This window comes from Kiloniella majae, from assembly GCF_002118315.1.
Classification (GTDB): domain Bacteria; phylum Pseudomonadota; class Alphaproteobacteria; order Kiloniellales; family Kiloniellaceae; genus Kiloniella; species Kiloniella majae.
In genome coordinates, this window is the sequence record NZ_MTSZ01000008.1 from 149,625 (window position 1) to 176,479 (window position 26,855).

21 protein-coding genes are annotated in these 26,855 nt (G+C 46.7%); 15 read left to right on the forward strand and 6 right to left on the reverse strand.

Features of this window, described 5'->3' with window-relative positions; translation table 11 throughout:
* Positions 1–83 precede the first annotated feature (83 nt).
* Positions 84–1,514: a sensor histidine kinase gene (locus BKB51_RS18395; RefSeq protein ID WP_085902575.1), complete on the reverse strand. Its 1,431-nt coding sequence runs from the start codon at positions 1,512–1,514 to the stop codon at positions 84–86.
* A gap of 511 nt (positions 1,515–2,025) precedes the next feature.
* Here BKB51_RS18395 and BKB51_RS18400 point away from each other — a divergent pair.
* The 11 genes from BKB51_RS18400 (at position 2,026) to BKB51_RS18450 (ending at position 15,748) form a co-directional block, all read left to right on the forward strand.
* On the forward strand, positions 2,026–4,317 hold the full coding sequence (locus tag BKB51_RS18400) for an NADP-dependent malic enzyme (protein WP_085902576.1): 2,292 nt from the start codon (positions 2,026–2,028) through the stop codon (positions 4,315–4,317).
* A gap of 187 nt (positions 4,318–4,504) precedes the next feature.
* A complete protein-coding gene (locus BKB51_RS18405) occupies positions 4,505–5,959 on the forward strand; it encodes an ATP-binding protein (RefSeq protein WP_085902577.1) in 1,455 nt (484 codons plus the stop codon).
* A 345-nt stretch (positions 5,960–6,304) separates the two neighbouring features.
* Positions 6,305–7,342, forward strand: coding sequence for a PstS family phosphate ABC transporter substrate-binding protein (locus BKB51_RS18410; RefSeq protein ID WP_085902578.1), 1,038 nt, complete (start codon positions 6,305–6,307; stop codon positions 7,340–7,342).
* 106 nt (positions 7,343–7,448) lie between these two features.
* On the forward strand, positions 7,449–8,831 hold the full coding sequence (gene pstC, locus BKB51_RS18415; RefSeq protein ID WP_085902579.1) for a phosphate ABC transporter permease subunit PstC: 1,383 nt from the start codon (positions 7,449–7,451) through the stop codon (positions 8,829–8,831).
* Complete coding sequence (pstA, locus tag BKB51_RS18420; protein ID WP_085902580.1) at positions 8,824–10,110, forward strand: phosphate ABC transporter permease PstA; 1,287 nt, start codon at positions 8,824–8,826, stop codon at positions 10,108–10,110. Before pstC ends, pstA begins: the two co-directional genes overlap by 8 nt.
* Before the next feature lie 28 nt (positions 10,111–10,138).
* On the forward strand, positions 10,139–10,939 hold the full coding sequence (gene pstB, locus BKB51_RS18425; RefSeq protein WP_085902612.1) for a phosphate ABC transporter ATP-binding protein PstB: 801 nt from the start codon (positions 10,139–10,141) through the stop codon (positions 10,937–10,939).
* Between the two features lie 11 nt (positions 10,940–10,950).
* Positions 10,951–11,691, forward strand: coding sequence for a phosphate signaling complex protein PhoU (phoU, locus tag BKB51_RS18430; RefSeq protein WP_085902581.1), 741 nt, complete (start codon positions 10,951–10,953; stop codon positions 11,689–11,691).
* Between the two features lie 25 nt (positions 11,692–11,716).
* Positions 11,717–12,412, forward strand: coding sequence for a phosphate regulon transcriptional regulator PhoB (phoB, locus tag BKB51_RS18435; protein ID WP_047764285.1), 696 nt, complete (start codon positions 11,717–11,719; stop codon positions 12,410–12,412).
* Between the two features lie 175 nt (positions 12,413–12,587).
* Positions 12,588–13,556 (forward strand): trypsin-like serine peptidase, encoded by a 969-nt coding sequence (locus BKB51_RS18440; RefSeq protein WP_085902582.1) that lies wholly within the window; start codon positions 12,588–12,590, stop codon positions 13,554–13,556.
* Between the two features lie 82 nt (positions 13,557–13,638).
* Entirely contained in the window at positions 13,639–14,604 is a 966-nt protein-coding gene (locus tag BKB51_RS18445) for a peptidoglycan-binding domain-containing protein (RefSeq protein ID WP_085902583.1), read from the forward strand.
* Between the two features lie 163 nt (positions 14,605–14,767).
* Entirely contained in the window at positions 14,768–15,748 is a 981-nt protein-coding gene (locus BKB51_RS18450) for a tRNA dihydrouridine synthase (protein ID WP_085902584.1), read from the forward strand.
* A gap of 22 nt (positions 15,749–15,770) precedes the next feature.
* Here BKB51_RS18450 and BKB51_RS18455 read toward each other — a convergent pair whose 3' ends face one another.
* From BKB51_RS18455 to BKB51_RS18465, 3 genes are read right to left on the reverse strand one after another with little or no spacing between them, the layout of a single operon-like run.
* Positions 15,771–16,754, reverse strand: coding sequence for an FAD-dependent monooxygenase (locus tag BKB51_RS18455; RefSeq protein ID WP_125911876.1), 984 nt, complete (start codon positions 16,752–16,754; stop codon positions 15,771–15,773).
* 42 nt (positions 16,755–16,796) lie between these two features.
* Entirely contained in the window at positions 16,797–16,901 is a 105-nt protein-coding gene (locus tag BKB51_RS21330; RefSeq protein WP_085902586.1) for an FAD-dependent oxidoreductase, read from the reverse strand.
* A complete protein-coding gene (locus BKB51_RS18465; protein ID WP_198946797.1) occupies positions 16,902–18,290 on the reverse strand; it encodes an AmpG family muropeptide MFS transporter in 1,389 nt (462 codons plus the stop codon).
* 237 nt (positions 18,291–18,527) lie between these two features.
* Between BKB51_RS18465 and BKB51_RS18470 the strand changes: the two genes are divergently transcribed.
* The 4 genes from BKB51_RS18470 (at position 18,528) to BKB51_RS18485 (ending at position 23,668) form a co-directional block, all read left to right on the forward strand.
* On the forward strand, positions 18,528–19,430 hold the full coding sequence (locus BKB51_RS18470) for a phytanoyl-CoA dioxygenase family protein (protein WP_198946798.1): 903 nt from the start codon (positions 18,528–18,530) through the stop codon (positions 19,428–19,430).
* Positions 19,420–19,965: a DUF4269 domain-containing protein gene (locus tag BKB51_RS18475; RefSeq protein ID WP_158090280.1), complete on the forward strand. Its 546-nt coding sequence runs from the start codon at positions 19,420–19,422 to the stop codon at positions 19,963–19,965. Before BKB51_RS18470 ends, BKB51_RS18475 begins: the two co-directional genes overlap by 11 nt.
* Before the next feature lie 123 nt (positions 19,966–20,088).
* The gene (locus BKB51_RS18480) at positions 20,089–23,037 is read left to right on the forward strand and encodes a DUF2339 domain-containing protein (protein WP_085902588.1); all 2,949 of its coding nucleotides are present in this window, start codon (positions 20,089–20,091) and stop codon (positions 23,035–23,037) included.
* Between the two features lie 22 nt (positions 23,038–23,059).
* Entirely contained in the window at positions 23,060–23,668 is a 609-nt protein-coding gene (locus BKB51_RS18485) for a DJ-1/PfpI family protein (RefSeq protein WP_085902589.1), read from the forward strand.
* A 158-nt stretch (positions 23,669–23,826) separates the two neighbouring features.
* Here the strand turns inward: BKB51_RS18485 and typA are convergent, their stop codons facing one another.
* Positions 23,827–25,656 carry a translational GTPase TypA gene (typA, locus tag BKB51_RS18490; protein WP_085902590.1) on the reverse strand — a complete coding sequence of 610 codons (1,830 nt, stop codon included), beginning with the start codon at positions 25,654–25,656 and terminating at the stop codon, positions 23,827–23,829.
* A 161-nt stretch (positions 25,657–25,817) separates the two neighbouring features.
* Complete coding sequence (locus tag BKB51_RS18495; protein WP_085902591.1) at positions 25,818–26,813, reverse strand: adenosine kinase; 996 nt, start codon at positions 26,811–26,813, stop codon at positions 25,818–25,820.
* Positions 26,814–26,855: the final 42 nt, after the last annotated feature.

Below are 26,855 nucleotides of genomic sequence, written 5' to 3' on the forward strand. Positions count from 1 at the left end.
GTGGGGAAAGTAACACACTCACATTGCCGAGCAAAGAATGCTTACCCTATTTTCAACTTTAAAATTTCAGGACTGTGAATAAGTCAGTTTGCCTGCTTCTTAACGCTCAAATCAGTGCGCTTTGACGGGAAGACCAAGGTAACCTTTGTTCCTTTATCAAACTTACTTTCCAGGATAAGTTCCCCCTCGTGCAACTCCATCAAGGTTTTGGAGAGAGGTAGTCCCAATCCTGTACCTTCGTGTTGCCTTGTTAAGTGGCTGTCCACCTGGATAAACGGCTTGAGAACTTCCTGAACCTTTTCTTCTGGAATACCAATGCCATTGTCTTCAACGGAAATGACAATCTGTGTTTTCTCGTTCAGCCAGGCCGAAAGCAGAACTTCCCCACCTTCCGGGGTAAATTTCACTGCATTACTCAGCAAATTCAATAGCAGCTGTCGTAATCGGGTATTATCCCCAAGCAGATAGGGACAATCAGGACTGATATTCGATTTAAGCGTTATCTGATTGCGTTCCGCGCGATTGTTCACAATTTTCAGACAAGCCGATGCCGCCTCGTTAATATCAACAACTTCTTCAACCAGACTCAATTCGCCCGCTTCAATTTTTGACATATCGAGAATGTCATTGATGATTTCCAATAGAAGCGAGCCACTACTGTAGATATCTTCCGCATAGGCTTTGTAACGTGGTTCTCCGATCTTTCCGAGCATTTCATATTTGATCATTTCCGAGAAACCGATAATCGCGTTCAAAGGCGTTCGTAGCTCGTGACTCATATTCGCCAGGAAATATGTCTTGGCCCGGTTCGCAGCTTCCAGCCCCTGCACATAAATCAACTGCTGCTTTTCGTGTTGTTCCAGCTTGTCGATCATTCTGTTATAGCCTTCGATGAGGTCACCAACCTCATCTTCGGATTTCACCGGGATTTTATGGCGCAATTCCTTTTTATCAAAAGAAGCAAAACCTTGACCCAAGTCCTGAATTGGCTTGATCAGGTACCGTCGGGTCGCAAAGAAAAGAACCCCGGAAAGCCCAAAAACCAATATAATGCTCTCCGGGATTTCCTCGATAAAATTATTCCACAATTTTGTCGATATATCCGTATAGGCCACAACAAGAATAAACTTGCCAATTTTGCGGTTAACGAAAGGATCTTCATAGATAATATCAAGCGTATAGCTTCTGCGAGATTGCAGAATATTATCTGCAGCCTCTTTCTTCGCAATCAGGTTATCTTTTTCATCGTAAACTTCAGCGCTGTAAACTTCGGAAAACTCTACAAGGCTACCAAGATGGGATTCAATCGCTTCCAGATCAAAGTTCCACAGATATCCTGACACAACATTCGCCTGAGTTGTCGCCAGATTCTGCCATTGCTCGGAAACCATGGTCTGTTCTTCTTCAAAATCCAGATAGCTATCCACAAAGGATTCAACCATCGAAGCAATAAGAACAGCTGGGACAATAAGATAAAGGAGTTTGGCATTAATCGTTTTTGCAGACTTAAACATAGATCACGCCCACCAAACAATTCTGTTCCCCAGTAACAGTTCCATATACAGATAGTGTAACATGCTCTGTTACTTCTGTTATTTTTATCACCAGAGCTTTATTCTGCCGTGTCAGAGTTTGCATAGATATTCCGCGCCAACGCCAAGTAATATATCAACAAAGATTAAAGACATTCTTCTATACACACTCAAGAGAAGATCTTCTTAACAATAAGATAGAATTACTTAACTCTCTCTTATCGAATAAGCGATTTCATCTCTTCTTTTACCCTATAAATCGCGTCAGAGAAAATAATTCCCCCTGCATGTTGCGCATTTAACCTGCATATCGCTAATTTAATTAGCCCAACAATGATATTTTTGGACATTTTGAACAATTCCTCTTCCCATTGGCTTTTTTGCAATGCAGTATAACCTCAAGAACCGCCAAACAGGTTTGTTTCATATCAAAAGAAGACCCAAATCACCCTGACGACGACACTTATTTATTTTAATAGCGGAGAGCAGACTCGTGCCTAAGCACAATTCCCGAACCACCGACGCAGATGCGCTGGACTTTCATGCCTCGGGACGTCCCGGAAAACTAGAAATCAAAGCAACGAAACCCCTGACAACACAACGAGATCTTTCCCTCGCTTATTCTCCCGGTGTTGCAGTTCCCTGTTTGGAAATAGCCAAAAACCCTGCGGCAGCTTACGATTACACAGCCAAAGGAAATCTCGTTGCCGTCATATCAAACGGCACCGCTGTTCTCGGCCTTGGTAATCTCGGCGCACTAGGGTCAAAACCAGTGATGGAAGGGAAGGCCGTTCTCTTCAAACGCTTTGCAGATGTCGATGGCATTGATCTGGAAGTTGATACAGAAAACGTTGATGAATTTGTCAACTGTGTTCGCTTTTTAGGGAAAACTTTTGGCGGAATTAATCTGGAAGATATTAAAGCACCAGAATGTTTTATCATTGAACAGCGACTTCAGGAACTCTTGGACATTCCTGTTTTCCACGATGATCAACATGGAACAGCTATCATTGCTGCCGCTGGTCTGCTGAGCGCAATTGATATCACCGGCAAAGATTTGAAAAAAATCAAGATGGTGGTAAACGGCGCCGGGTCCGCAGGTATTGCCTGTACCGAACTCGTTAAAGCGCTGGGTGTACCCCACGAAAATATCCTGCTATGCGATACAAAGGGCGTGATTTATCAGGGCCGCGAAGCGGGCATGAACCAGTGGAAATCTGCCCACGCCGTGCCGACAGATGATCGTACCCTCGAAGATGCGATGAACAACGCCGATGTGGTTTTTGGCCTTTCCGTTAAAGGGGCTTTTACCTCTGAAATGATCAAAAGCATGGCGTCAAACCCCATCATCTTTGCCATGGCAAACCCGGACCCTGAAATCACCCCCGAAGATGTCGCAAAAGTTCGGGACGATGCCATCGTTGCAACAGGCCGTTCCGACTATCCAAACCAGGTTAACAACGTTCTTGGTTTTCCCTATATCTTCCGCGGAGCACTTGATGTCCGTGCATCCAGTATCAACATGGAAATGAAGGTTGCTGCCGCAAAAGCCTTGGCTGAACTGGCACGGGAAGATGTTCCTGACGAAGTCGGCAAGGCTTATTCTGGCAGACAACTGAAATACGGGCGGGACTATATCATTCCAGCGCCTTTTGATCCGCGTCTCGTTGCCGTAATCCCACGGGCCGTTGCGGAAGCCGCAATGGAAAGCGGTGTTGCCGGTAAAAATATCGAAGATCTTGATGCCTATGAACGCGAGCTTTCTGCGCGTCTTGACCCGGCAGCAACGACCTTTATGCGTATTGCGCAAAAAGTACGCAGTAATCCAAAGCGTGTTGTATTTGCAGAGGGCGAAGAAGAATCAGCCATTCGCGCGGCGGTTACCTATTACAATGCCGGATATGGCACCCCGCTTTTGGTTGGTCGCGAAGAAACCATTAAAAACACGATGCAGCAATTAGGTATCAGTGGAGACTTCATTGAAATCCATAATGCCAGTATTTCTGAACACCGTGAACGCTATACCGATTACGTGTATAACCGCTTGCAACGCAAAGGGAAGCTCTATCGTGATTGCCAACGCATGGTTAATCAAAATAGAAACATTTTTGCGTCCTGCCTTGTAACAGATGGTATTGCAGACGCTATGGTCACAGGCCTGACCCGTAGTTTTGCAGTGTCTCTTGATGATGCCATGCGCGCCATTAACTGCAAACCGGGCAAACGTGCCATGGGCATGTCGATGATGATCATCAATGGCAAGGCGATATTTGTTGCCGACACATCGGTGAACGAAGTGCCAACATCAGAGCAACTGGCTGACATTGCAGTTCAGGCAGCCTCTCATGTTCAGGCAATGGGCTATGAGCCCCGTGTCGCCTTTTTGAGCTTCTCAAACTTCGGTAACCCAACCAGAGAGACAACAACACGAATCAGACGGGCAGTTTCTGTTTTGGATACCATGAATGTCAGCTTCGAATACGAAGGCGAAATGCAAGCCAATCTCGCATTGGATTTCGACCTTCAACAAAGACTGTTCCCGTTCTCTCGTCTAACAGGTCCTGCCAATATTCTGATCATGCCAGCGCTTCATTCTGCAAATATTACAACCAAGCTGATTCAAAAAGCTGGTGGCAGTACAGCAGTTATCGGCCCGATGTTGGTGGGTCTGGAAAAGCCGGTACAGATTGTCCCCATGGGCGCAACAGTAACTGACCTTGTGACCATGGCAGCACTTGGTGCCTATGAATCAATTACAAATGAGATGGAAGAACCTTTTCTTTGATTTGAAAAATTGAACATATTTGTTACGGTTTTGTGAAATAGGCAGTGACTTCTGGATTTGTACAGACAGAAGTCACTGTTTTACAACGATTTTTACAACCGTCTTCAAACTGTCATGAAGGCAAGCTAAGTATAGCGGAAACCATTGCGTATTTTAACGCCTTACTTGCTAACACAATCGGGTCAACATGCCAGTTCGTCAGGACAAATATAATCGACTATTTACGTCGTCTCTCATTTTATCGTCACCGGCTATTGCAGTTCTGTTTGCACTCGTCATTCTTCATTTGATTGTATGGCAGGCCGCGCTGGTATCCGGTTTGGTCATTCTGATCGGAACTGGTTATATCCTGAGCAGTCACTACAACCATGTCGAACGGCTAAAGGAATACATTACTGCCCTGCGGCAACTCAAAGGACGGGATGCTTTACCTGAAGCGCCCTCTGCGGTCGGTAGCTTCCTTTATCCAGAGCTGAACCTGACTTTGTCCCGCATGGCGCAAGAAAGGCAGCAATACAGACGTCAGTTAGAAGACGTAACCGATGGTAACGAGGCCATCCTACGTTCTTTGCCTGATCCTCTTATTATGCTGGGCAGCAAAAGAAAAATTATTCGTGGCAATCCTGCGGCTGAAACAATCTTTGAAGACAAGCTTGCCGACAAAGAGCTCTCAACTGTTCTGCGTAATCCTTCCATCCTCAACACGATTGATGAGCTGGAAAAGAACCAAAAGGATCTTTCCAGATTTGTGGATTTCAAAATTCATGGTCGGGTTGAACGGTATCTTCAGGCCCGTATAGCACGGATGCCAGAACAGACGTGGGACGGCACAAAGATCATTATCAGTCTTCACGATTTGACATCCGCAAAACGTGTCGAGCAAATGCGCGGGGATTTTGTTGCCAATGTCAGCCATGAACTTAAAACCCCCCTTGCCAGTCTGATGGGCTTTATTGAAACCTTAAAAGGCCCCGCAAAAGACGACCCTGATGCGCAGCAAAAGTTTCTCAAGATCATGCAGGATCAATCAGAGCGCATGTCACGCCTCGTATCTGATTTGTTATCCCTGTCAAAAATCGAGTTACTCGAGCACACACCCCCAACCAGTGTGACCGATTTGAGCGAGGCCATGACCACAATCATCGAAGGTTTGCACACTCAGATTGCAAGCAAAAACATCACCATCCGTCGGGATATGGACGACGTTATCCCCGTTCTTGGGGATACAGAAGCCCTGACCCAGGTATTCCAGAACCTTCTTGAAAACGCTGTGAAATATGGACACCAAGGTACAACAGTAACGATTCGTTGTAAGTCTTATGGTCCTGGCAGTCAGGGTATGAGACGCCTTGGGCGTCCCTCCGTTGCCATATCAATCATTGATCAGGGCGACGGGATTCCCCGCGAACACATTCCACGCCTGACAGAACGCTTTTATCGCGTCGATGCGGCCAGATCCCGCGAACTCGGGGGCACTGGCCTTGGTCTTGCCATCGTTAAGCATATCGTTAATCGACATCGCGGCGTTCTGACAATCGACAGCGAGGTCGGACGTGGCTCAACCTTTACGGTTTACTTACCGCAAGCAGCACTAACAGAAGATCAGCCCAAACCAATTGATGTCACTGAAGTCAATTTCTAGAAATTGTTAGCTTTTTGTAAATTACGAGCAATTTAACAAAAGCTTCAAAAAAGGGATCTCAGCATTTCCACGAGATCTCTTTTTTGCATTCAACGATTTATTCATAAATATCAGATGCTTGAAAAAACTATTCCAAAAATTAATGAACTTTTCTCCTTCTGCCAAGGTAACAAAACTGTCACAGTAGAGTCACAGAACTATAGCTCTAGCCCGATATGTTTTGCCTCGCCGAATGATCGGCAGCGCATATTATCCCAGTGACCGTAAAAACAGTTCACACAGAGGGGATCCTGGAAAACCGGGATATGCGTACCTTGAGATTTATTAACGCTATATAGCGGAGACATGAACGTGATTAAAAAAGTTCTCACTGCGACAGCACTAGCTGGAATGATGATGGCAGTAGCTGGCGCTGCTCAAGCACGCGACCAGATCCGCATCGTCGGTTCTTCTACAGTTTTCCCATTCTCAACAACAGTTGCTGAAACATTCGGTAAAACAACCGGTTTCAAAACGCCTGTTGTTGAAAGCACCGGTTCTGGCGGTGGCATGAAGCTTTTCTGTGCAGGTGTTGGCGTTGAACACCCTGATATCACAAACGCTTCTCGTCGTATCAAAGCTTCTGAATATGAAAAATGCACCAAAAATGGTGTTTCCATCACAGAAGTTAAAATCGGTTTTGACGGTATCGTACTTGCAAACTCTAAACAGAGTGACCGTCTGACTCTTACTAAAAAACAGATCTTCATGGCCCTTGCCAAGCAGGTTCCTGTAGACGGTAAGTTGGTTGACAATCCATATCAGAAGTGGAGCGACATCGACTCAAGCCTGCCAAACAGCAAAATTGAAGTTCTTGGTCCACCACCAACATCCGGTACACGTGATGCGTTTGTTGAGTTGGCGATGGAAGGCGGCGCAAAGAAATTTGAAAGCCTGAAAGCCCTTCGTAAAAGTGACAAAAAAGCGTTTAAAGCAATCGCTCACACTGTTCGCGAAGACGGTGCCTATGTTGAAGCTGGTGAGAATGACAACCTGATCATTCAGAAGCTTGAAGCAAACCCACAGGCTCTTGGTATCTTCGGTTTCAGTTTCCTTGACCAGAATGCTGATAAAATCCAGGGATCAATCGTTGAAGGTGCTGAGCCAACATTCGAAAACATCGCTGCTGGTGATTACGGCGTATCTCGCTCCCTGTACTTCTACGTGAAAAAAGAGCACGTAGGTTCTGTACCTGGTATCCAAGAGTTTGTTAACGCTTTCACAAACGAAGATGCTTGGGGTGACGAAGGTTACCTTGCTGACAAAGGTCTGATCCCGCTTCCTGCGGCTGATCGTGAGCAGGTTAAAAACTCTGCCCGTGGTCTTCAATCTTTGAGCATGTAAGCTTATAAAGACTAATCTAGAAAGCTGGCGGTTTGTTATCAAGCCGCCAGCTTCTGGTAAGTTCAGTTTAAAATAAAAGTGGGTTCCCTTTCGGGTATATAATCAAATGGAACAGTTGGCTCTTTTTTTCGCTTTGCTTTTCCTCACAGTACTGGGTTTCATCCTGGGAAAAGGGCGGGCAGTAGCGTTATCTGGTCATTCAGATCAGCCTCTGCATTCTAGACTACCCTACTACGGCCTCTACACCGCATTATGGTGCGGCCTGCCAAGCCTGATCATTATGGCTGGCTGGATGATCTTTGAGCCACAAATAGCAGAAATGCTTGTCGCTTCACAGTTACGAGACAGCAATGCCTCAATAACGCCAGATCAGCTATCACTTTACATTAATGATGTCGTAAATTTGGCCTCTGGTGGCATTCTCAGTCGCGAACCCGATGCCGCGCTGTTATCTGCAGCAGACAATTATTCACTCTTTAGACAAATCAGCTATTTTGCCATGGCCGTGGTTGCCATTGCTTTTTCTTTGCTTGCTTTGTTTACAAGTCTTAAAAAAATTAACCCGGCCCTTAGAGCAAGAAATCAGGTTGAGAAAGTCGTCTCGATCATCATGATGATTTCATCTCTGATTGCCATTCTGACGACAGTTGGTATTGTCTTCTCTCTGATTTTTGAGACACTCCGCTTTTTCGATAAAGTGCCATTCTTCGATTTCCTCTTCGGCACACACTGGAGCCCACAAACAGCCCTGCGTAGTGATCAGGTTGGTGGGTCAGGGTCGTTCGGGGCTATCCCGCTTTTTGCCGGAACCATGCTGATTACATTCATCTGTATGGTTGTTGCTATTCCAGTTGGTCTTTTATCCGCCATCTATATGTCTGAATATGCAGGAAAGAAATTCAGAGCCTTTGCAAAACCTGTCCTCGAAGTTTTAGCGGGTATTCCAACTGTTGTTTATGGTTTTTTTGCAGCTCTGACTGTTGCTCCTTTCTTTCGGGAAAGCGGCACTCTTCTGGGACTAAGCGTTTCTTCGGAATCTGCTTTGGCTGCAGGTATGGTTATGGGGATTATGATTATTCCCTTCATCTCTTCGCTTTCTGATGATGTGATGAACTCCGTTCCTCAGTCTCTCAGGGATGCTTCTTACGCAATGGGTGCAACAAAGTCCGAAACCATTACAAAAGTGATCATTCCCGCTGCTCTTCCCGGTATTGTCGGCGCTGTGTTACTGGCAATGAGCCGCGCCATCGGTGAAACCATGATTGTTGTGATGGCTGCCGGCCTTGCCGCAAATTTGACGGCAAATCCATTGGAAGCTGTTACCACCGTTACCGTACAGATTGTGACACTTCTCGTTGGTGATCAGGAATTTGATTCGGCGAAGACGCTTGCTGCCTTTGCTCTAGGATTACTGCTCTTTGTCGTCACCCTTGTTATGAACGTTGTGGCCCTAAGAGTGGTCCGTAAATATCGTGAAAAATATGACTGATAACACGCCACATCTCAAAGTAAATCCTGCCTTGCTCAAGCGACGTAATGCGGCTGAAAAACGCTTTCGTTTTTATGGGTTGGCCGCTGTCATGACGGCTGTGCTGGTGCTTTGCTTACTTCTGACATCAATTATTTCCAAAGGCTACACAGCTTTTCAGCAGACCTACATTCTGGTGGATATCCGCCTTGATGCAGAAACCATAGATCCTAAAGGCACCAAACGGGTAGAAGACCTCGCTGCTGCCAGTTATAGAGGATTGCTACGCAGTGCCTTGAGAGAACAGTTTCCCGGTGTTGAAGGGCGCAAAGCCAAACGAGCTCTTTACGGAATTGTCGCATCCGGAGCTGAATTCGATGTCCGCGATGCCGTATTGAACAATCCGAAACTGGTTGGCACAACGGCAACAATCGCCGTTAAATCATCTGATGACGTGGATAGCTTCTATAAAGGTTACATCCCAAGGGATGTTCCAGAAAGTAATCGTAAAGTCAAAGATCGCGAACTCGTCTGGCTTGATACGCTATCTGCAGACGATCGTATTGTAAAACAGTTCAATGTTGATTTCTTCACCCATGGAGATTCAAGAGAACCGGAAGAAGCCGGTATTTTGGGGGCTGTGATCGGCTCATTGTATACCCTGGCTATTACACTGGCTCTTTGTTTCCCTATCGGTGTTCTGACCGCTATTTATCTTGAAGAGTTTGCGCCAACCAACAAGTGGACAGACCTGATCGAGGTAAATATCAATAATCTTGCCGCTGTCCCTTCCATCGTCTTTGGACTTTTGGGCCTCGCGATCTTCCTGAACTTTATGGGATTACCCAGATCAGCACCAATTGTTGGTGGTATGGTTCTCGCTTTGATGACCTTACCTACAATTATTATTGCATCCCGTGCTGCCCTTAAGGCTGTACCTCCGTCCATTCGCGAAGCCGCTTTGGGCATCGGTGCCTCAAGAATGCAAACTGTTTTCCACCATGTGCTTCCCCTCGCAATGCCAGGGATATTGACCGGAACAATTTTAGGAATGGCTCAGGCACTTGGTGAAACCGCCCCACTTTTAATGATCGGTATGGTTGCCTTTATCGCAGATATCCCAGGATCGATGAGCGATGCGGCAACTGTCCTCCCTGTACAAATTTATCTTTGGGCAGATAGCCCGGAACGTGGATTTGTTGAAAAAACATCAGCAGCAATTATGATACTGCTGGCCTTTCTCGTCGTCATGAACGCAATCGCAGTTATTCTGCGGAAACGCTTTGAGCGCCGTTGGTAAGCAAGGAATAATAGGAATGTCCTACGCTATGGATATGCAAAATTATACGACCCAATCTGAAACCGCTACCTCCGAGCCAAAAATCATGGCACGCGATGTAAATGTTTTCTATGGCCCCAGCCAGGCGCTGAAATCCATTCAACTGGATATTGGTGCCAACGAGGTCACATCCCTGATCGGTCCCTCCGGTTGTGGTAAATCAACCTTCTTGCGTTGCCTCAATCGCATGAACGATGTGATCGAAAATTGTACCGTCGAAGGGCGGATAAGTCTGGACGGTGTCGATCTTTACAATTCCGGTCTCGATCCTGTTCTTCTTCGAGCACGTGTCGGGATGGTTTTCCAAAAACCAAATCCCTTTCCCAAGTCCATCTTTGATAATATCGCCTATGGCCCTCGCTTGCACGGAACTGTAAGCAACAAGGACGAGCTAGATGAACGTGTGGAAAAAAGCCTCCGTCGTGCGGGGCTGTGGGATGAAGTAAAGGATCGTTTGGACAAGCCAGGAACAGGCCTTTCCGGTGGCCAACAACAGCGTCTTTGTATTGCCCGTGCTATTGCAATCAATCCAGAAGTTATCCTGATGGATGAGCCTTGTTCTGCTCTGGACCCGATTGCCACCGCAAAGATTGAAGAATTAATTGATGAGTTAAGAGAACGCTTTACGATCGTTATCGTGACACACTCTATGCAACAAGCCGCCCGCGTCTCACAAAAAACAGCCTTCTTCCATTTGGGAGAACTGGTTGAGGTCGGAGAAACAGATCGTCTCTTCACCAGCCCGCAAGATGACCGTACTCAAGGTTACATTACGGGAAGATTCGGGTAAGGAAGATGAATATGCCAGATACCAAAGACCATATAGTCAGCTCGTTTGACAAAGAGCTCCGTATTATCCACGAGATTATAATCCGTATGGGTGGTATGGCCGAAAACCAGCTTTCCGAATCTGTCGATGCACTGGTGCAACGAGACAGTGCAAAAGCGGAGCTTGTGCGTAAAGAAGACGCCAAGATCGACGCACTAGAAGAAGAACTGGAAGCTGCTGTCATTCAGTTGATTGCTTTGCGTCAACCCGTCGCAAACGATCTGCGGGCCGTCATTGCCGCGTTTAAAATTTCATCAGACCTTGAACGCATTGGGGACTACGCAAAAAATATCGCCAAGCGCAGTATCGCGATTAATCAGATGCCGCCGCAAAAATCCGTTACCAGCATTATGCGTATGTCCCGACTGGTACAGGAAATCGTCAAAGATACCCTTGATGCCTTTTCCAACAACGACAAAGACCGGGCCATAGATGTATGGCACCGGGATGAAGAAGTTGATGAAATGTACACTTCTTTGTTTCGCGAGCTTCTGACTTACATGATGGAAGATCCGCGGAATATCGGCGCCTGTACGCACATGCTCTTTATCGCCAAAAATATCGAGCGCATGGGCGATCATGCGACAAATATAGCCGAAACCATTTACTATTTATCGACCGGCGAACGTATAGAAGGCAAACGCCCCAAAGGGGATCGTACTGCTTTTCAAATCCTTACCCCCGATGACGGGGAAGGCGAAGTAGAAATTTAATGTAATGGAAAAAAAGGACCTTTCCATGAAACCCTTGGCATTAGTCATTGAAGACGAAATCGCACTAACAACGTTGTTACGATATAACCTTGAAAAAGAAGGATTTCGCGTCAATGAAGCACATGATGGCGAAGAAGCCCTTCTCCGTGCGAAAGAAGAAGCCCCGGACCTGATTCTCCTGGATTGGATGCTCCCGCTTCTGTCAGGTATCGAAGTTTGTCGTCAGCTACGTCGTCTGCCGGAAACCAAAGATGTTCCGATCATCATGCTAACCGCCCGTGGTGAAGAAACCGATAAAATCAGAGGCCTGGATTCAGGTGCTGATGACTACATGACAAAGCCGTTTTCACCTGCAGAGCTGGTTGCCCGTATCCGCGCTATCATGCGTCGGAGCAAACCGGAAACAGTGACCGAGGCGCTTACCTTTGAAGACATCAACATGGATCTGGCTGCCTATAAGGTTTATCGCGGTGATCGCGAAGTTCATTTGGGGCCAACCGAATTCAAACTCCTGCGTCACCTGATGCAAAACCCTGGCCGCGTCTTTAGCCGCGAACAACTGCTTGATTCAGTCTGGGGGCACGATGTTTACGTTGAACCCCGTACGGTCGATGTTCACATCAGACGCCTCCGCAAAGTCCTGAACGAAGGTACAGAACAGGATCTGATTCGCACCGTCCGCTCTGCGGGTTATGCTTTGGACCGCGCCAAAGCCGCATAAACCTCTGAATTTATGCACAAAATTTTGCGACTTAAGGCCGTGGTTTCCACGGTCTTTTTTCGTTGGAGTACCCTTCTATTTTGACTGTGGGTATTGCCATGTGGGTATTACCAATAGTTTTTTACGATTTGAAATGTTTCACTAATCTCTGCTCATAAAGGTTAAGGAAACTCTCATGAAGTCAAAACAAACAGCTATATTAGCCATAAGCCTTCTAGTAATTGTTGCGATTGCCGGGTACTTTTTTACACGACAGGATACAGGTCAAAGTACTCCCCTCAGCGAACTTTCCATTCCGAATAAACCCTTACGTGGTCTCTTCAACGCCCCCGGTGTTATGGTTGTTGAAGCCCGTGAATATCCTTGGAGTGCTTTGGGGCGACTAAACATTGCCGGGCGCCATTTTTGTAATGCTGTCGCGGTGGGTACTGACAAAATCCTCGCCCCGGCGTCCTGTCTCTTCAATAAAATAGAGGGTAAATGGTTCGACAACAGCGAGATGTCTTATGTGGGAGCCTATCAACGAGATAATGCTGACTTAAATGCAAAGATCAGCAACTTTAACATCGCCAAAGGCTATGATCCCAATAACAAAACTCTGGCATCGATTACAAAAAATTGGGCTCTGATTACGCTCTCTACACCAATTGGCAATAAAACCGGCTGGTTGGGGCTGAGCAACGCAAAAGACAATGACCAGAACCTTACCGCAGGTTACAGACGTGGATGGGAGCACGCTCTGGTCACCTATCCCTACTGTTCTGTTGGATCAGCAAACAAGCACTGTCCCAATGTTGCCGTAGATGGCTTACTCAACTGGTTTGCCCTTAGCGAAAACCAACTCGTCCTTTCCCCACCATCAGGTATTGACAGCATTCAGGACAATTGGTCTTTATCTTCTGGCGGACAAGCCCCTTCGGAAACAACCATTATGACAGTTCCTGTTGATACGATTGGGCGTCTCTTAAAAGCTCATGGCTATCTGGACAGTCCAACACTGTCACAAGAAAACCTGAAACAGGCTTTGTCAAAAGCGGAACAAGATGACGTTATCTCACAAGCAAATAGCCTTGGCATTGAAACACTTTATGAATTAATCAAAAGCCTGAATGCTATCAAGGCATCCAAGACACCAGCCTCCTGATACCTGAAAATTTTGATAAGCATAAGACAACCGTTTGCGGTACTCTGGAAATACAACTTCGAGAGACAAAGGGAAGACACCAATGACATCCACTAAACTTTTTGCTCTCTTGGTCACGGCTGTTGTCTTACTGGCCGGATGCAGTGCGCAACAAAAACCAGCACCAACCCAGCCAACGTCTTCAACGACACCAAGCGAAACAGCTCAACAAGAAAACCCTGGCTTTTTGGCAGGCAAAAAATTTGCCTTGCTTGAAGCCCGTGAATACCCCTGGAGTACACTTGGTCGCCTGAATGTTGCCGGGCGTCATTTTTGTAATGGCATGATGGTTGGCGCGCGCAAGCTCCTCGCCCCGGCATCCTGTCTTTACGATCTTGCTCAGGGACGTTGGTTCCAGCCCAATGAAATCGTCTTTGTTGCCGGATACCAACGTGACGATTCAACCGTCTCCTCTGTGGTAAAGAATTACCAGATCGCACAGGGTTTTACTCCGGAAAACAAAAGCCTGAAATCCTTGTTAAATAACTGGGCTTTAATCCAGCTCACTAATCCGCTTGGCAACTATACCGGTTGGGTTGGCGTTACAAACCAAACACACCAGGACGATTTGATTGTCGAAGCTGGATACCGCAGAGGGTGGGAACACATGCAGGCCTTGTTCCCCTTTTGTAATCAATATGCCAACAGAGCGACCTTGTGCCCCGCACAACACGAAGGACCTCTCAATCGTTTTTCTCTCACAGACCAAGGACTTGTTCTGGCACCAAGTAATGTGATTGCGGATCAAACCTATCAAAGCTGGAATCTCAGCTCGCAACCCGTTGCCCCGCAAGAAACACCCTATATTGCCCCCCTCCCTCAAAATAGTGTCCAGCGTCTGTTGGTGGATCTTAAATACCTTGGGAAAAATACATCTGATGTGCGCAATGCTCTTTTGCAGGCACAACAGGATCTTGGCATTACACAAACAGGAAAAGCTGACAGCACAACGCTTTATTACCTGCTCAAGCATCTCAACGCTCTTTACAACGGCAAACCCGTTTCCTGAGATTTCGGCTAAGATAGATTACCGGGTAAACGGATGATTTTTGACTCCCGCCCCTCTGCCCTGTACATAGCCCAAAATATATAGACATCACGCGCCCAAGATTTTGGGTTACTCTGATCAGGCGAGAGATATTGAGAACCGGTAAATACAGAAAGATCTGCGCATGAAGCTGATCCTTGCCCCCATGGAAGGCCTGGTCGATGCACAGATGCGCCAGATACTCACCGCTGTAGGGGGAATTGATCAGGGCGTGACAGAGTTTATCCGGGTCAATGACCTCGTTCTGCCGCCAAAATCCTTCTACAAGATTGCCCCAGAACTTAAAACCGCAGGCAAGACTGCTGCTGGCACACCTGTTTCTATCCAATTACTTGGCTCAAATCCTGATGTTATGGGCGAGAACGCACAACTCGCTGTGAAGCTCGGTGCCCCGGCAATTGATCTTAACTTTGGCTGCCCCTCCAAGCGCGTTAACTCTCACAAAGGGGGTTCTGTGCTACTAAAAGAACCCAACATAGTCCATGACGTTGTTAAAGCGGTCAGGGCTGCTGTTCCGAAAGAGGTTCCAGTCACAGCAAAGATGCGGTTGGGCTACGAAGATAAATCACAAGCTCTGGAAAACGCTCATGCCATCGAAGAAGGCGGGGCTTCAGAAGTCTGTGTTCATGCCCGAACAAAGGTCGAAGGCTATCGCCCTCCGGCCCATTGGGAATGGATTGCCCGTATCCGTGAAGCTGTTGGTATCAATGTGGTCGCAAACGGCGATGTCTGCACAGTGGATGACTACAACCGCTGTCGCGAGATCAGTGGCTGCAGCGATGTCATGATCGGGCGGGGCCTGATTGCCAAACCGGACCTAGCCCGCCTGATCCAATATGACAACCAGTCTGATGGACACGACACTCTCCGAAACGCTCCGATCTTGCCATGGCAGGAATTCTTGCCCGTTTTACGCGGTTTCTACCGGGAAATGTGGCTGGAAGTTCCAGACAAACACGGCCCCGGGCGCCTCAAACAATGGCTGAACTTTTTGAAACTGCAATACCCGGAAGCTCAAGCCCTCTTTGCCCAGGTGCGCGGCATCAAAGACCCTGAGGTTATCGACCGCATGCTGCTACCCGATGCTTTTCGGGAGGCGAGTTAAGCTTTCTCATCACTGCCGACGATTAAAAGGGCTCATTGATCAGTGGACGCCAACCAGAAGCAAGAATTTTAGGGCCAAAGGCTTTCATCACCAAATGGCGAAGTGACAACAAGGGCTGCGATTTTATTCTGGAAAGTCCCATGCGCTTTAAAGATTGTTGTTGAACCCAATGCGCCCGCGGAATTCTGCGCGTTTTATAGCCTTCAATAGCTTCTGCAATATTTGTCTGTCTTTCTAACTCTTCCGCCAGAACAAGCGCATCTTCCATAGCCATGGTTGCCCCCTGTGCCATTGTTGGCAAGGTACCATGTGCAGCATCGCCCGTTAACACGCATGCCCCTTTTGACCAATCAAGCACAATCATTTGCAACAGGCTCCCTGCCAAAATAGGACCATCATCATCCAAACGTGCCAGTATCGTTGGCACAACACCGCCAAAATCAGCAAATTCACGTCTGATCAATGAGAGAGAATCATCTGCAAAAGAGTTGCCTGTATCCGTCAAAGAAGCAAAAACGTAAGCTTTGTTTGCACTGATCGGCATCACCAGCAGAACCTTGCCTTTGCCTAACATAAAATGAGGTTTATCCCTACCCGAAATCTCTGTTGTCCAGCGCCAGCATTTGATCCCTGTTGATACAGGTTGTAGCACAGTGCCCAAAAGCATTGTTCTCATGGAAGAGTGGATGCCATCCGCAGCAATAACCAGATCGTATTCGCCCGCCGGCCCATCATCAAAATTGACCGTCACAGGGCCGCATTTACGCTCATCTTGCGGGTTCAAGTTTTTTATTTCTCTTCCGAAATGAACAGGCGTATCACCAAGCTTTGTGATCAGGATTTCATGAAAATCCTTGCGCGAAAGCGCCTGAAACTTCGGCCAGATCTCATCTGATAGATCAAGATCAAAAATCTCATTATCATTTTGATCACAATATCTTATAGCTTCAAATTCAAAGGATTTTTTCTGAACATCATCCATGATGTCCAGCTTTTCCAACGGCAAAACCGCATTACCCGGTAGGTGTAAGCCTGCACCTTCTGATCGTCAATCATCAGCCTTTTCAACGATCTCCGCCTCGAACCCCTTCTGCTTCAACGCAATCGCCATCGAAAGCCCGGCAATCCCACCGCCCACAATTAATATGCGCATTTACTGAGCGGTCTCTTCTGCTAGAGATTTCTTTTTCTTCCTATATTGATAATTCATCAAGAACAGGATCAATAATATTGCAGGAATCCCCATTACTGAAGAGTAAGTAAAGAAAGTTACATAACCATAAGAATCAACAATTATTCCAGAAAAGCCTGCTAAAATTTTCCCGGGTAAGGTCATAAATGAACTAAATAAAGCATACTGGGTCGCTACGAAACCAGAGCTTGTTAAGCTGGAAAGATAAGCAATAAGAACCGTTCCAGAAAAGCCAACGGTAAAATTATCCATTGTAATTGTTATAACGAACGCCGTCATGTCGTTACCAGAAAGTGCTAAAAATGCGAACACAAGGTTAGTAGATGCAACGAGAATAGCACCAAGCAATAGCATTCTCATGATACCAAATCGCATGACCATGACACCGCCGACAAAAGTACCTACGACGATCATTACAACGCCAAATATCTTGGTAACATTAGCAATTTCAGTAAGCTCAAAACCTAAGTCAATATATAGCGGAAAAGCCATTACCCCCATAACTATATCACTGAGGCGATAAAGACCGATCAAAGCCAAAATCACTATTGCAATCCAACCCAAGCGACCTGAAAATTCAGAAAATGGTCGAATAACGGCTTTGAAAAACCATTCCGCAACTTGTCGGTTCTTACCTTCTAAATGAGCAAACCGTTCATTTACTTCTCTTTCCCATTCATAATTATGATTTCCCGACTGATTATTATGCTTTGCTTCGGGTTCTCGGATGATAAATATCGTTATAATTCCGACAAACATACAAACAGCCATGATTTGATAAGCTAAAGCCCAAGAAAAATATTCTGCGAGGTAAAGTGCCCCTGCTCCTGCAACAAGCACCGCCAAACGGTAACCTAGTTGATAGGTTGCTGCCATAGCCCCTTGATATTCGCGGTCCATTGCCTCTATTCGATAGGCATCAAGGCTTATATCTTGTGTCGCAGAAGAAAAAGCTACGATAAAAGTAAAAAGCGATAATAAGAATAAGCTCTCAGTTGGGTTCGTTGATGACATGCCCACTAAACCGCAAATTACTCCTATCTGGGCAAGTAACATCCACGAACGCCGCTTACCCAATTTTTTTAAAATTGGTAGCTGTATATGATCAACGATAGGCGCCCATAAGACCTTTATAGAATAAGTTATACTAATCCAGGCAAAAAAACCTATTTCCGTACGTTCAACACCAACATCTCTTAACCATCCGGTAAGAGTATTAAACACAAGCAAAAATGGAAGCCCTGCCGAAAAACCTAAGAACAGCATGCCAATAACACGAGGTTTTAGATAAACCTTTAAAGATTCTGCCCAGCTATGGACGCGCGATTGGCTGCTGGTTGGGGTTGTCATGAATATTTCCCTGTTTTGCGAACGCTTAAAGGCCTTAATTGGCTCTTCTTTTTACTGTCAGTTTTCTGATGATAAGTCACGGGACAAAAAATGTCTGTGGGTTATTTTTAAATCACTTATAAATTTCTCTACTCAAAGCACTTTGTTATCTCTAGACTTTTCATCCAATCGTCAACTCAATCAAATGATGAACTCATAAGTCACTATCGAACACCTCTGCTACAGGATGCGTCTTACATGATAAATAACACCCTTCCTTCTATTCAAAAATTTGCCGCCCCTGCAGGGGGTATTCTTAGCACTGAAATGAAGCAATTTTTTGATGATAATGGTGTGTTGGTTCTCGAAAATTTTGTTTCCAAGGCCGCCTGTAAAAAGTTGATGACACAGGCAGGTTCTATTGTGGATGCATTTGATCCCGATGAGTTTCGAGCTGTCTTTTCCACAACCAATAAAAGCCATGAGGGCAATGATTATTTCGAGAAATCAGGAGATAAAATTCGCTGTTTCTTCGAAGAAGGTGCCTTTGATGCCGATGGCAACCTGAAACAGGACAAGGCCCTTTCCATAAACAAGATTGGGCATGCCCAACACGATCTTGATCCCGTATTTTCAGCATTTTCCCGCAATCCTGATCTGGCACAGGTCGCCAAGGATCTGGGCATGGCGCAACCCTTGTTGAGCCAGTCCATGTATATTTTCAAACAACCTCGTATCGGCGGTGAGGTTATTTGCCATCAGGATTCAACCTTTCTCTATACAGACCCCCATTCCTGTATCGGCATGTGGTTTGCCATGGAAGATGCTACCCTTGAGAATGGCTGCATGTGGGGCCTGCCGGGACACCATAAATCCCCTTTGAAAAAGCGCCACTATCGCAATACAGATGGAAAGCTTGTTACCGAAAAACTCAACGATACAGCGTGGCCCGAAGAAGACCGCGTTCCGCTAGAAGTTAAACAGGGATCATTGATCGTGCTTCATGGACAGCTCCCGCATCTAAGCGGGGCAAACACATCAGATAAATCCAGACAAGCCTATACCCTTCATCTGATAGACGGGGCTTGTGACTACCCCGATACAAACTGGCTCAGCAGAAGCCCGGAAATGCCCTTTAGAGGGTTTGAGATTGACGGGTGACACCACAAAGAAAAGATCCAGCTATACAGAAGTTCTGAAAGGCTTAAACATATCAGAACTTCTCGCTGATGTTGATTACGAAGTCATTGGTACCCCGCCTCTGGGGATCGACATTGCAAACAGCGATATTGATATCGCCTTTTTTAGCTCCGCACCTGACACACTGGTACGAAAGCTATCAGCAGCACTAGGTGACCATAAGGATCTATCTCGAAGAACTCTTTCTTTTCCGCCCTACAAAACAGAGCTTTTATCTTTTGTCTTTATGAAATGGCCCATTGAGTTCTTCATTCAAAACCAGCCTTTAGCCGCGCAATTTGGTGTCCGCCACTTTCATCTACAGCGGCGTTTGCTTGCCCTTTTTGGACCAACCTTCACTCAGCAGGTTATTCGCCTCAAACAACAAGGTATGAAAACGGAACCCGCCTTTGCCAAGCTGCTTGGCATCACAGGCGACCCCTACCTTAATCTTTTGAGCCTCGAAGGCCTCTCTGATCAAAAGCTCAAGTGCCTCCTTCCCTGTTCTTTACGGTAATGTCACAGCTTCTTGTTGTCTCTTCCGTAGTGATAACGCTATGATCCCGTGAGATTTTTGTATAATCAACCAGTTTTGCGTGTTCCATTGTATTGGCTCAACTTGCTGGTTTAGGGGGTTGTTGTGGACGAAGTACTGCTGGTTCTTCTGGGAATTCTCATTCTTTTTGGTGGTCCGATACTGGCATTTGTGGCCCTGTATAAAATCGGCGGACTACGCAGTGAGATCTTTGCTTTAAAACTCAAGTTACAAAACCTTGAGAAAAAAGCTGAGCCAGCCACAGCACCAGACACAACAATAGAAAAGCCTGTAACATCGTCACAAGAAGTAAAACCAGTGACACCGCCACAGGAAAGCGCACTTGATACAGCTAAAGACATCCAAAGCGAGTCTTTGCAAAAATCTACGGAAACAAACGAACAACGTTCGTCATCAGAAGAAACAGCAGCTTCTCAACCAAAAGTCGATACGCAAAAACCATCGGACAAAAAACAGGGCGATCAGCAAGCTGAGCAAGAAGACAAACAACCTGTCGCAGCCCGATCCATTGCCGAAGCCATGGAAAGCTATTCCAGTGACAAAAGCCCCTGGAAATCTTTTGAAGAGGCTTTCACCCGTCAGTGGTTGGTCTGGCTTGGCAGTTTGACCGTCATTATCGGGGGCGTCTTCCTGATAAAATATTCCATTGAGAACAACCTGCTCTCCCCCAGCTTTAGAATCACCTGTGGCGTTCTTTTTGGTTTAGCCCTGATGTTTGGTGGGGAATGGTTACGCAGACGTCCCATTGAACAAACAATCGCAGCGTTCAAGCCCAATCACGTACCACCAGCGTTAACGGCTGCAGGCCTTGCCATCACCTATGGCAGTATCTATGCCGCTTATGGTCTTTACGACCTGATTCCACCGCTCTTTGCCTTCGTTCTGCTGACCATCGTCGCAATTGTCGGGTTGGGGCTATCCTTGCTTCAAGGGCCATTGATTGCCGCCATGGGTATGGCGGGTGCCTTTGTTATTCCAATACTGGTGAGTACAGGAAACTCTTCTGCTTGGATGCTTTTCAGTTATCTGAGCTTTATCACTGCATCTGCGCTAGCTGTTGTCCGCTATCAAAGTTGGTGGTGGCTTGGTTGGATGTCTCTCGCAGGTTCAGTCTTCTGGCACCTCATCTGGTTCATCGCAGGTTGGGAAGATGGCGATATCTATCCACTTGCTCTTCACCAAATCCTGATGATCGGTTTCTTTATCGCACCACGATATGAAGACTTCTTCAGTTCTGTCGAAGATGCCAAAATCAGCTTAAAACATCCGTTCGATTTTGCAGGAAAGCTTACCTCAGAAAAAATTCTTGGGCTTTCTACAATTGCAGCTGTACTCTTCCTGCAAATCCGTTTGTTATCCATCGATAACTTCTCCACTGCCTCTCTTATCTTCTTCTTTATCATTGCTAGTGGGCTTGGCTATAGCGCCTTCAAACTCAGGCACTGTGAAGCCCTTTTAGCTGGCATTTCATTGGTCGCGCTTTATATTGTGGCTCGTTATCCCTTCCCCGGTTCAATCGAGCTTCCAGAGACATTTTACGTTTCCGGGCAAGAGGCGGGAACGCTTATTAACCCCATTATCCCGCCAGAGCTTAATTTCTACCTGTTGCTCTCTGGCTTTATTGCCATTATTGCCGCAGCTGTCGGCTTCAAAGGCCTAAGTAAAACCAGAACGCCCGTATATCTGGCAACTCTGTCCGTGACAGTTCCTCTGTTGGCCTTCTTGTTTGTTTATCTCAGAGTATCAGCTCTTGGTGCTGATCTCGCATGGAGCCTGCTCGCACTGGTTCTCGCTGGCCTCAGCTTTATGGCCGCCAAACAGGTCCTTCCCAAAAGATCAGAAGCGGGTATGGAGCCCGTATTGGGCGTTTATGCCCTCGCGGTTCTTGCAGCTTTAGGTATTGCCTTTGCTATCGCCTTTGAAAAAAGCGGCCTGACAATTGCCCTCGCACTGCTACTTCCTTCTGCCGGATGGATTGCATCCCAAATCCGTATCCCCTTTATCAGGCCAAGCATTCTGTTCATTGCCGTGATCGTTGCCTTACGACTTGTTGCCTTGAATCATTTCGATCCCATTGTGCCAAGGGAAGAGGTCGATGCCCTCTGGCTTCTCTATAGCTTTGGTATCCCTGCACTGGCTTTCGCGGGGGCGGCTTACTATTTCAAGCGTGAAAAAGATGACCAGCTCGTCACCATTCTTGAATCTGGCGCTCTCGCCATCGGGGTAGCACTGGTCAATCTGGAAATAAGATATCTGGTTAATGACAATAATCTTTATGCCCAATACTACATGCCCCTCGAACAAAGCCTGCAATCACTGTCTTGGTTGATTACCGGTGCATTCCTGTACTATCGCAATCGACTTGTGCCGCGCATTGTCAGCAACTGGGGTTCCAAGATCCTGTTATCAATGGCCGGGTTACAGATCCTGCTGTTCCAGTCCCTCATCTTCAACCCTGTCTTTACCAACGAGTTCGTCGGGGACTGGCCTCTGTTCAACCAACTCTCCCTCGCCTATCTAATTCCCGGCTTAATCTCTATCATTATCTATCGTGAAGCCCGTAATCAGGGACATAACAAGTTTATGCCATGGATAGGCGGCATCGCTGTCTGGCTTGTCTTCCTTGATCTAACCCTTGAAGTCCGTCGGGCATTCCATCCCCTTGCCATGGCATCAGGCGACATTCTTAATGCCGAGGGCTACAGCTATTCCGCTGCATGGCTTATTTTCGCCGGAATACTTCTAGCCGTCGGGATTATCCGGGATATTTCCAAGATACGCCATCTCTCGCTCGGATTGGTTCTTCTGGTAACCACCAAAGTCTTCCTGTGGGACATGTCCGCACTCAGCGGCCTTTATCGCGTGGCCTCCTTTATCGGCCTTGGTCTCTGCCTGATCGGCATCGGCTTTCTCTACCAGCGCTTTGTCTATCCAATTGGGTCGGAGCCGGACGAGAATAATTCATCTCCAAATAGCCCAGAATTACCTGAGAAAAAGAACAGCACCGACGCCGAACCTACGACAAATATCTAACAAGCAAATCATGGAGCAATAAATGCGAACGATAGGCGCTTTAATTTTCCCCGGGTTTGAACTGTTAGACGTATTTGGTCCAATGGAGATGTTTGGTCTCTTATCAAAAGACTATGAGCTTAATCTGATAGCTGAACACAAAGGAGCAATCCCTAGTGGGCAAAAGCTATCCGCAGTCGCTGATTTTTCGATAAGTGAAAGATCTGATTTTGATATTATCTTTGTCCCCGGTGGTGCGGGAACAAGACGAGAAGTTGAAAATTCAACTTTACTGAAATGGATAGAGAAAACAGCACATCAATCTGAATTTGTTCTTAGTGTTTGCACAGGCAGTGCTCTCCTTGCCAAGACTGGTTTACTGGATAACAAGCGTGCAACAACAAACAAAGCAGCATTTAAGTGGGTGGAAACTCAAGGTCCCAATGTTCACTGGGTACGCCAAGCAAGATGGGTTGAAGAGGGTCGATTCCTGACATCTTCCGGAGTATCCGCCGGAATAGATATGAGTTTGGGTGCAATCTCAAAAATGCATGGGAAAGAACGTGCAAAACAAGTCGCTAGATGGAGTGAATATAACTGGCACGAAGATTCTACGTGGGACCCCTTCGCTGCAATGCATGAGCTCGTGTAAGTGTTTTTTCAAAACATATCAGAGTTTTGACCTTAAAGTTGACCAGTGAACTAGTCCATTCCCAAAGACCCTTACATCATCATAAAGTGTTTAGTGCGACGAAAAAGGGGCTGCTAAAAAGCAGCCCCTTTATATCTATCTAGATCGCGATAGATCGTTTAGCCGATAGCTTCTTTGCTACGGGCGTGACGCTTACGCTCGTGACCGATCAGGTACTGTTTACGCAGGCGGATTGATTTTGGTGTTACTTCCACCAACTCATCGTCCTGAATGTATGCAAGAGACTGTTCAAGAGAACGCACACGCGGTGGTGTCAGTTTGATCGCATCATCTTTACCCGAAGCACGCACGTTGGTCAGCTGTTTTGCTTTCAACGGGTTTACTTCAAGGTCATTAGGACGGCTGTGTTCGCCGATAATCATGCCCTCATAAAGCGCATCACCCGGGTTCACAAAGATTTCTCCACGCTCTTCAAGGTTCCAAAGGGCGTAAGCCACAGCAGAACCGATACCATTGGAAATCAAGACGCCCTGACGCCGACCCTGAATCGCACCTCGGTATGGACCAAAGCTGTGGAACAGACGGTTCATGATACCGGTACCACGTGTATCGGTCAGGAATTCACCGTGATAACCAATCAAACCACGTGAAGGGGCCAGGAAGGTCACACGGGTTTTACCCGCACCAGATGGACGCATGTCTGTTAGCTCAGCTTTACGCTCAGCCATTTTCTCAACAACAACGCCGGAATATTCTTCGTCCACGTCAACGACAACTTCTTCCATTGGCTCAACCAAGGTATCCGTTTCATCTTTGTGCATCAGAACGCGCGGACGTGAAATGGAAAGCTCAAAGCCTTCGCGACGCATGTTCTCAATCAAAACACCCAACTGAAGCTCACCACGACCAGCAACTTCGAAAGAATCCTTTGAATCACTTTCTTTGATGCGGATGGCAACGTTACCTTCAGCTTCACGGTTCAGGCGATCACGGATCATACGGCTGGTAACTTTGTCACCTTCACGGCCCGCAAGCGGAGAATCGTTCACAGTGAAGGTCATCGCCAAAGTTGGCGGATCAATCGGTTGTGCAGCAATGCCTTCTTCAACAGATGTATCGCAGATCGTATCAGCAACGGTTGCATCAGGAATACCCGCAATCGCCACGATATCACCAGCACGCGCTTCCTCAACAGGAACACGCTTTAGACCATCAAACGCCAATAGTTTTGACAAGCGGCAATTGTTGATCGTTTTACCGTCAGCAGTGATTACTTTCACAGGCATATTGACCTTGGCAACCCCAGAGTGAATACGACCTGTCAGGATACGACCAAGAAAGTTGTCTGCTTCAAGTGTGGTTGCCAGCATAGAAAACGGTGCATCAACTTCTTCAGTTGGTGCAGGCAAAATATCAATCATCAACTTGAAGAGTGGTTCCATATTCTCTTGGGTATCTTCAAGATTTGTAATTGCCCAGCCTTGTTTTGCAGATGCATAAAGAACCGGGAAATCAAGCTGATCTTCGGTTGCATCAAGATTCACAAGCATATCGAACACTTGGTCTACAACCCAGTCAGGGCGCGCATCAGCTTTATCAGCTTTGTTGATAACAACAATTGGCTTCAGACCACAGGCAAGAGCCTTTGATGTCACAAACTTGGTCTGTGGCATTGGGCCTTCTGCGGCATCAACTAGCAAAACAACACCATCAACCATGGAAAGGATACGCTCAACTTCACCACCGAAGTCAGCGTGACCAGGTGTATCAACGATATTGATACGAGTTTCTTTCCACGTAACAGACGTACATTTGGCAAGGATCGTGATACCACGTTCCTTTTCCAGATCATTGCTGTCCATTGCACGTTCATTGACCTTTTGATGGTCACTAAATGTTCCGGACTGCTTTAGTAGCTCATCCACCAAAGTGGTTTTGCCGTGATCAACGTGTGCGATAATCGCCACGTTGCGAAGCGCTGTAGTCATTGCCTTATACTCTCATGTATCAAAGAGGGGCTTCTGCGCCCCGCATTATCTTCGGTCATCAAATACGCCTGGATCATCCTTGGCGTTATCAATGTGCTCTTGTCTTTCTGTTCTACGTAACCTCTAAGGTCTGTAGCGCAGTCGTGTGACAGAGCGATGACCTACTTAAGTTTTTCCTCTACCAGTTCCGCCAGTGATGTTTCTGGGCGGGCACCAAAGTGGGAAATTACCTCGGCGGCGGCGATTGAACCGATCCGGCCACTGTCATACAGGTTGTAGCCGTTCGTGTATCCGTAAAGAAATCCTGCTGCATATAGGTCGCCTGCACCTGTTGTGTCAACCACCTGTTCAACTGGAATGGCATCAACAACGTGAACTTCATCACCGGCACAAACGACAGAACCCTTCTCGCCACGGGTAATTGCAGCGATAGAACAACAACCTCGTACCTCTTGCAGTACGGCATCAAAATTATCAACTTCGAAAAGCGCCATGGCTTCTTCTTCGTTCGCAAAAAGAATATCCACGTAGTTTTTCACCAAATTCAGGAAAGATTCGCGATGGCGACCAACACAGAAAGAATCTGACAGTGTCAGTGAGACTTTACGTCCGGCAGCATGGGCTGTTTTAGACGCGTGGATAAAAGCTTTCTTCGCTTCTTCCGGATCCCAAAGGTACCCTTCCATATAGGTAACCTTGGCCGAACGAATCATTTCTTCGTCAATATCAGCGACCGTAAGATTAACACAGGCACCGAGATAAGTATTCATCGAACGTTCAGCATCCGGCGTCACAAAAATCAGACAACGGGCTGTGGACGGGCCATCAGTTGCGGCTTCGGTATTGAATTCAACACCTTCTGCACGAATGTCGTGGCGGAAAACCTGACCAAACTGATCATCACGGACCTTACCGAAATAACCACCCTTGCCGCCAAGAGACGCAATACCGGCCATGGTGTTACCGGCAGATCCGCCAGAGCGTTCTATCGCAGGGCCCATCACATCATAAAGCGCGTCTGCACGATCCTGATCAATCAGATTCATTGCCCCCTTGATGATCCCTTGTTCTGCAAGTAGCGCATCATCAGCAGTGGCAACGATATCAACGATGGCATTACCAATGCCGACAACATCAAGTTTGGCGTCTTCGCTCATAGAATTTCCGTATAATAGGCCCACAGAGTTTGTTCTGTAGTC

What these genes read in the sequence shown, in the direction of transcription:
- BKB51_RS18465 (WP_198946797.1), bottom strand. Translation starts at nt 18,290, where the DNA reads ATGACAACCCCAACCAGCAGCCAATCGCGCGTCCATAGCTGGGCAGAA.
- BKB51_RS21330 (WP_085902586.1), bottom strand. Translation starts at nt 16,901, where the DNA reads ATGCGCATATTAATTGTGGGCGGTGGGATTGCCGGGCTTTCGATGGCG.
- BKB51_RS18485 (WP_085902589.1), top strand. Translation starts at nt 23,060, where the DNA reads ATGCGAACGATAGGCGCTTTAATTTTCCCCGGGTTTGAACTGTTAGAC.
- pstC (WP_085902579.1), top strand. Translation starts at nt 7,449, where the DNA reads ATGGAACAGTTGGCTCTTTTTTTCGCTTTGCTTTTCCTCACAGTACTG.
- BKB51_RS18495 (WP_085902591.1), bottom strand. Translation starts at nt 26,813, where the DNA reads ATGAGCGAAGACGCCAAACTTGATGTTGTCGGCATTGGTAATGCCATC.
- pstA (WP_085902580.1), top strand. Translation starts at nt 8,824, where the DNA reads ATGACTGATAACACGCCACATCTCAAAGTAAATCCTGCCTTGCTCAAG.
- BKB51_RS18445 (WP_085902583.1), top strand. Translation starts at nt 13,639, where the DNA reads ATGACATCCACTAAACTTTTTGCTCTCTTGGTCACGGCTGTTGTCTTA.
- phoU (WP_085902581.1), top strand. Translation starts at nt 10,951, where the DNA reads ATGCCAGATACCAAAGACCATATAGTCAGCTCGTTTGACAAAGAGCTC.
- BKB51_RS18395 (WP_085902575.1), bottom strand. Translation starts at nt 1,514, where the DNA reads ATGTTTAAGTCTGCAAAAACGATTAATGCCAAACTCCTTTATCTTATT.
- BKB51_RS18450 (WP_085902584.1), top strand. Translation starts at nt 14,768, where the DNA reads ATGAAGCTGATCCTTGCCCCCATGGAAGGCCTGGTCGATGCACAGATG.
- BKB51_RS18440 (WP_085902582.1), top strand. Translation starts at nt 12,588, where the DNA reads ATGAAGTCAAAACAAACAGCTATATTAGCCATAAGCCTTCTAGTAATT.
- pstB (WP_085902612.1), top strand. Translation starts at nt 10,139, where the DNA reads ATGGATATGCAAAATTATACGACCCAATCTGAAACCGCTACCTCCGAG.
- BKB51_RS18405 (WP_085902577.1), top strand. Translation starts at nt 4,505, where the DNA reads ATGCCAGTTCGTCAGGACAAATATAATCGACTATTTACGTCGTCTCTC.
- BKB51_RS18410 (WP_085902578.1), top strand. Translation starts at nt 6,305, where the DNA reads ATGAACGTGATTAAAAAAGTTCTCACTGCGACAGCACTAGCTGGAATG.
- BKB51_RS18470 (WP_198946798.1), top strand. Translation starts at nt 18,528, where the DNA reads ATGATAAATAACACCCTTCCTTCTATTCAAAAATTTGCCGCCCCTGCA.
- phoB (WP_047764285.1), top strand. Translation starts at nt 11,717, where the DNA reads ATGAAACCCTTGGCATTAGTCATTGAAGACGAAATCGCACTAACAACG.
- typA (WP_085902590.1), bottom strand. Translation starts at nt 25,656, where the DNA reads ATGACTACAGCGCTTCGCAACGTGGCGATTATCGCACACGTTGATCAC.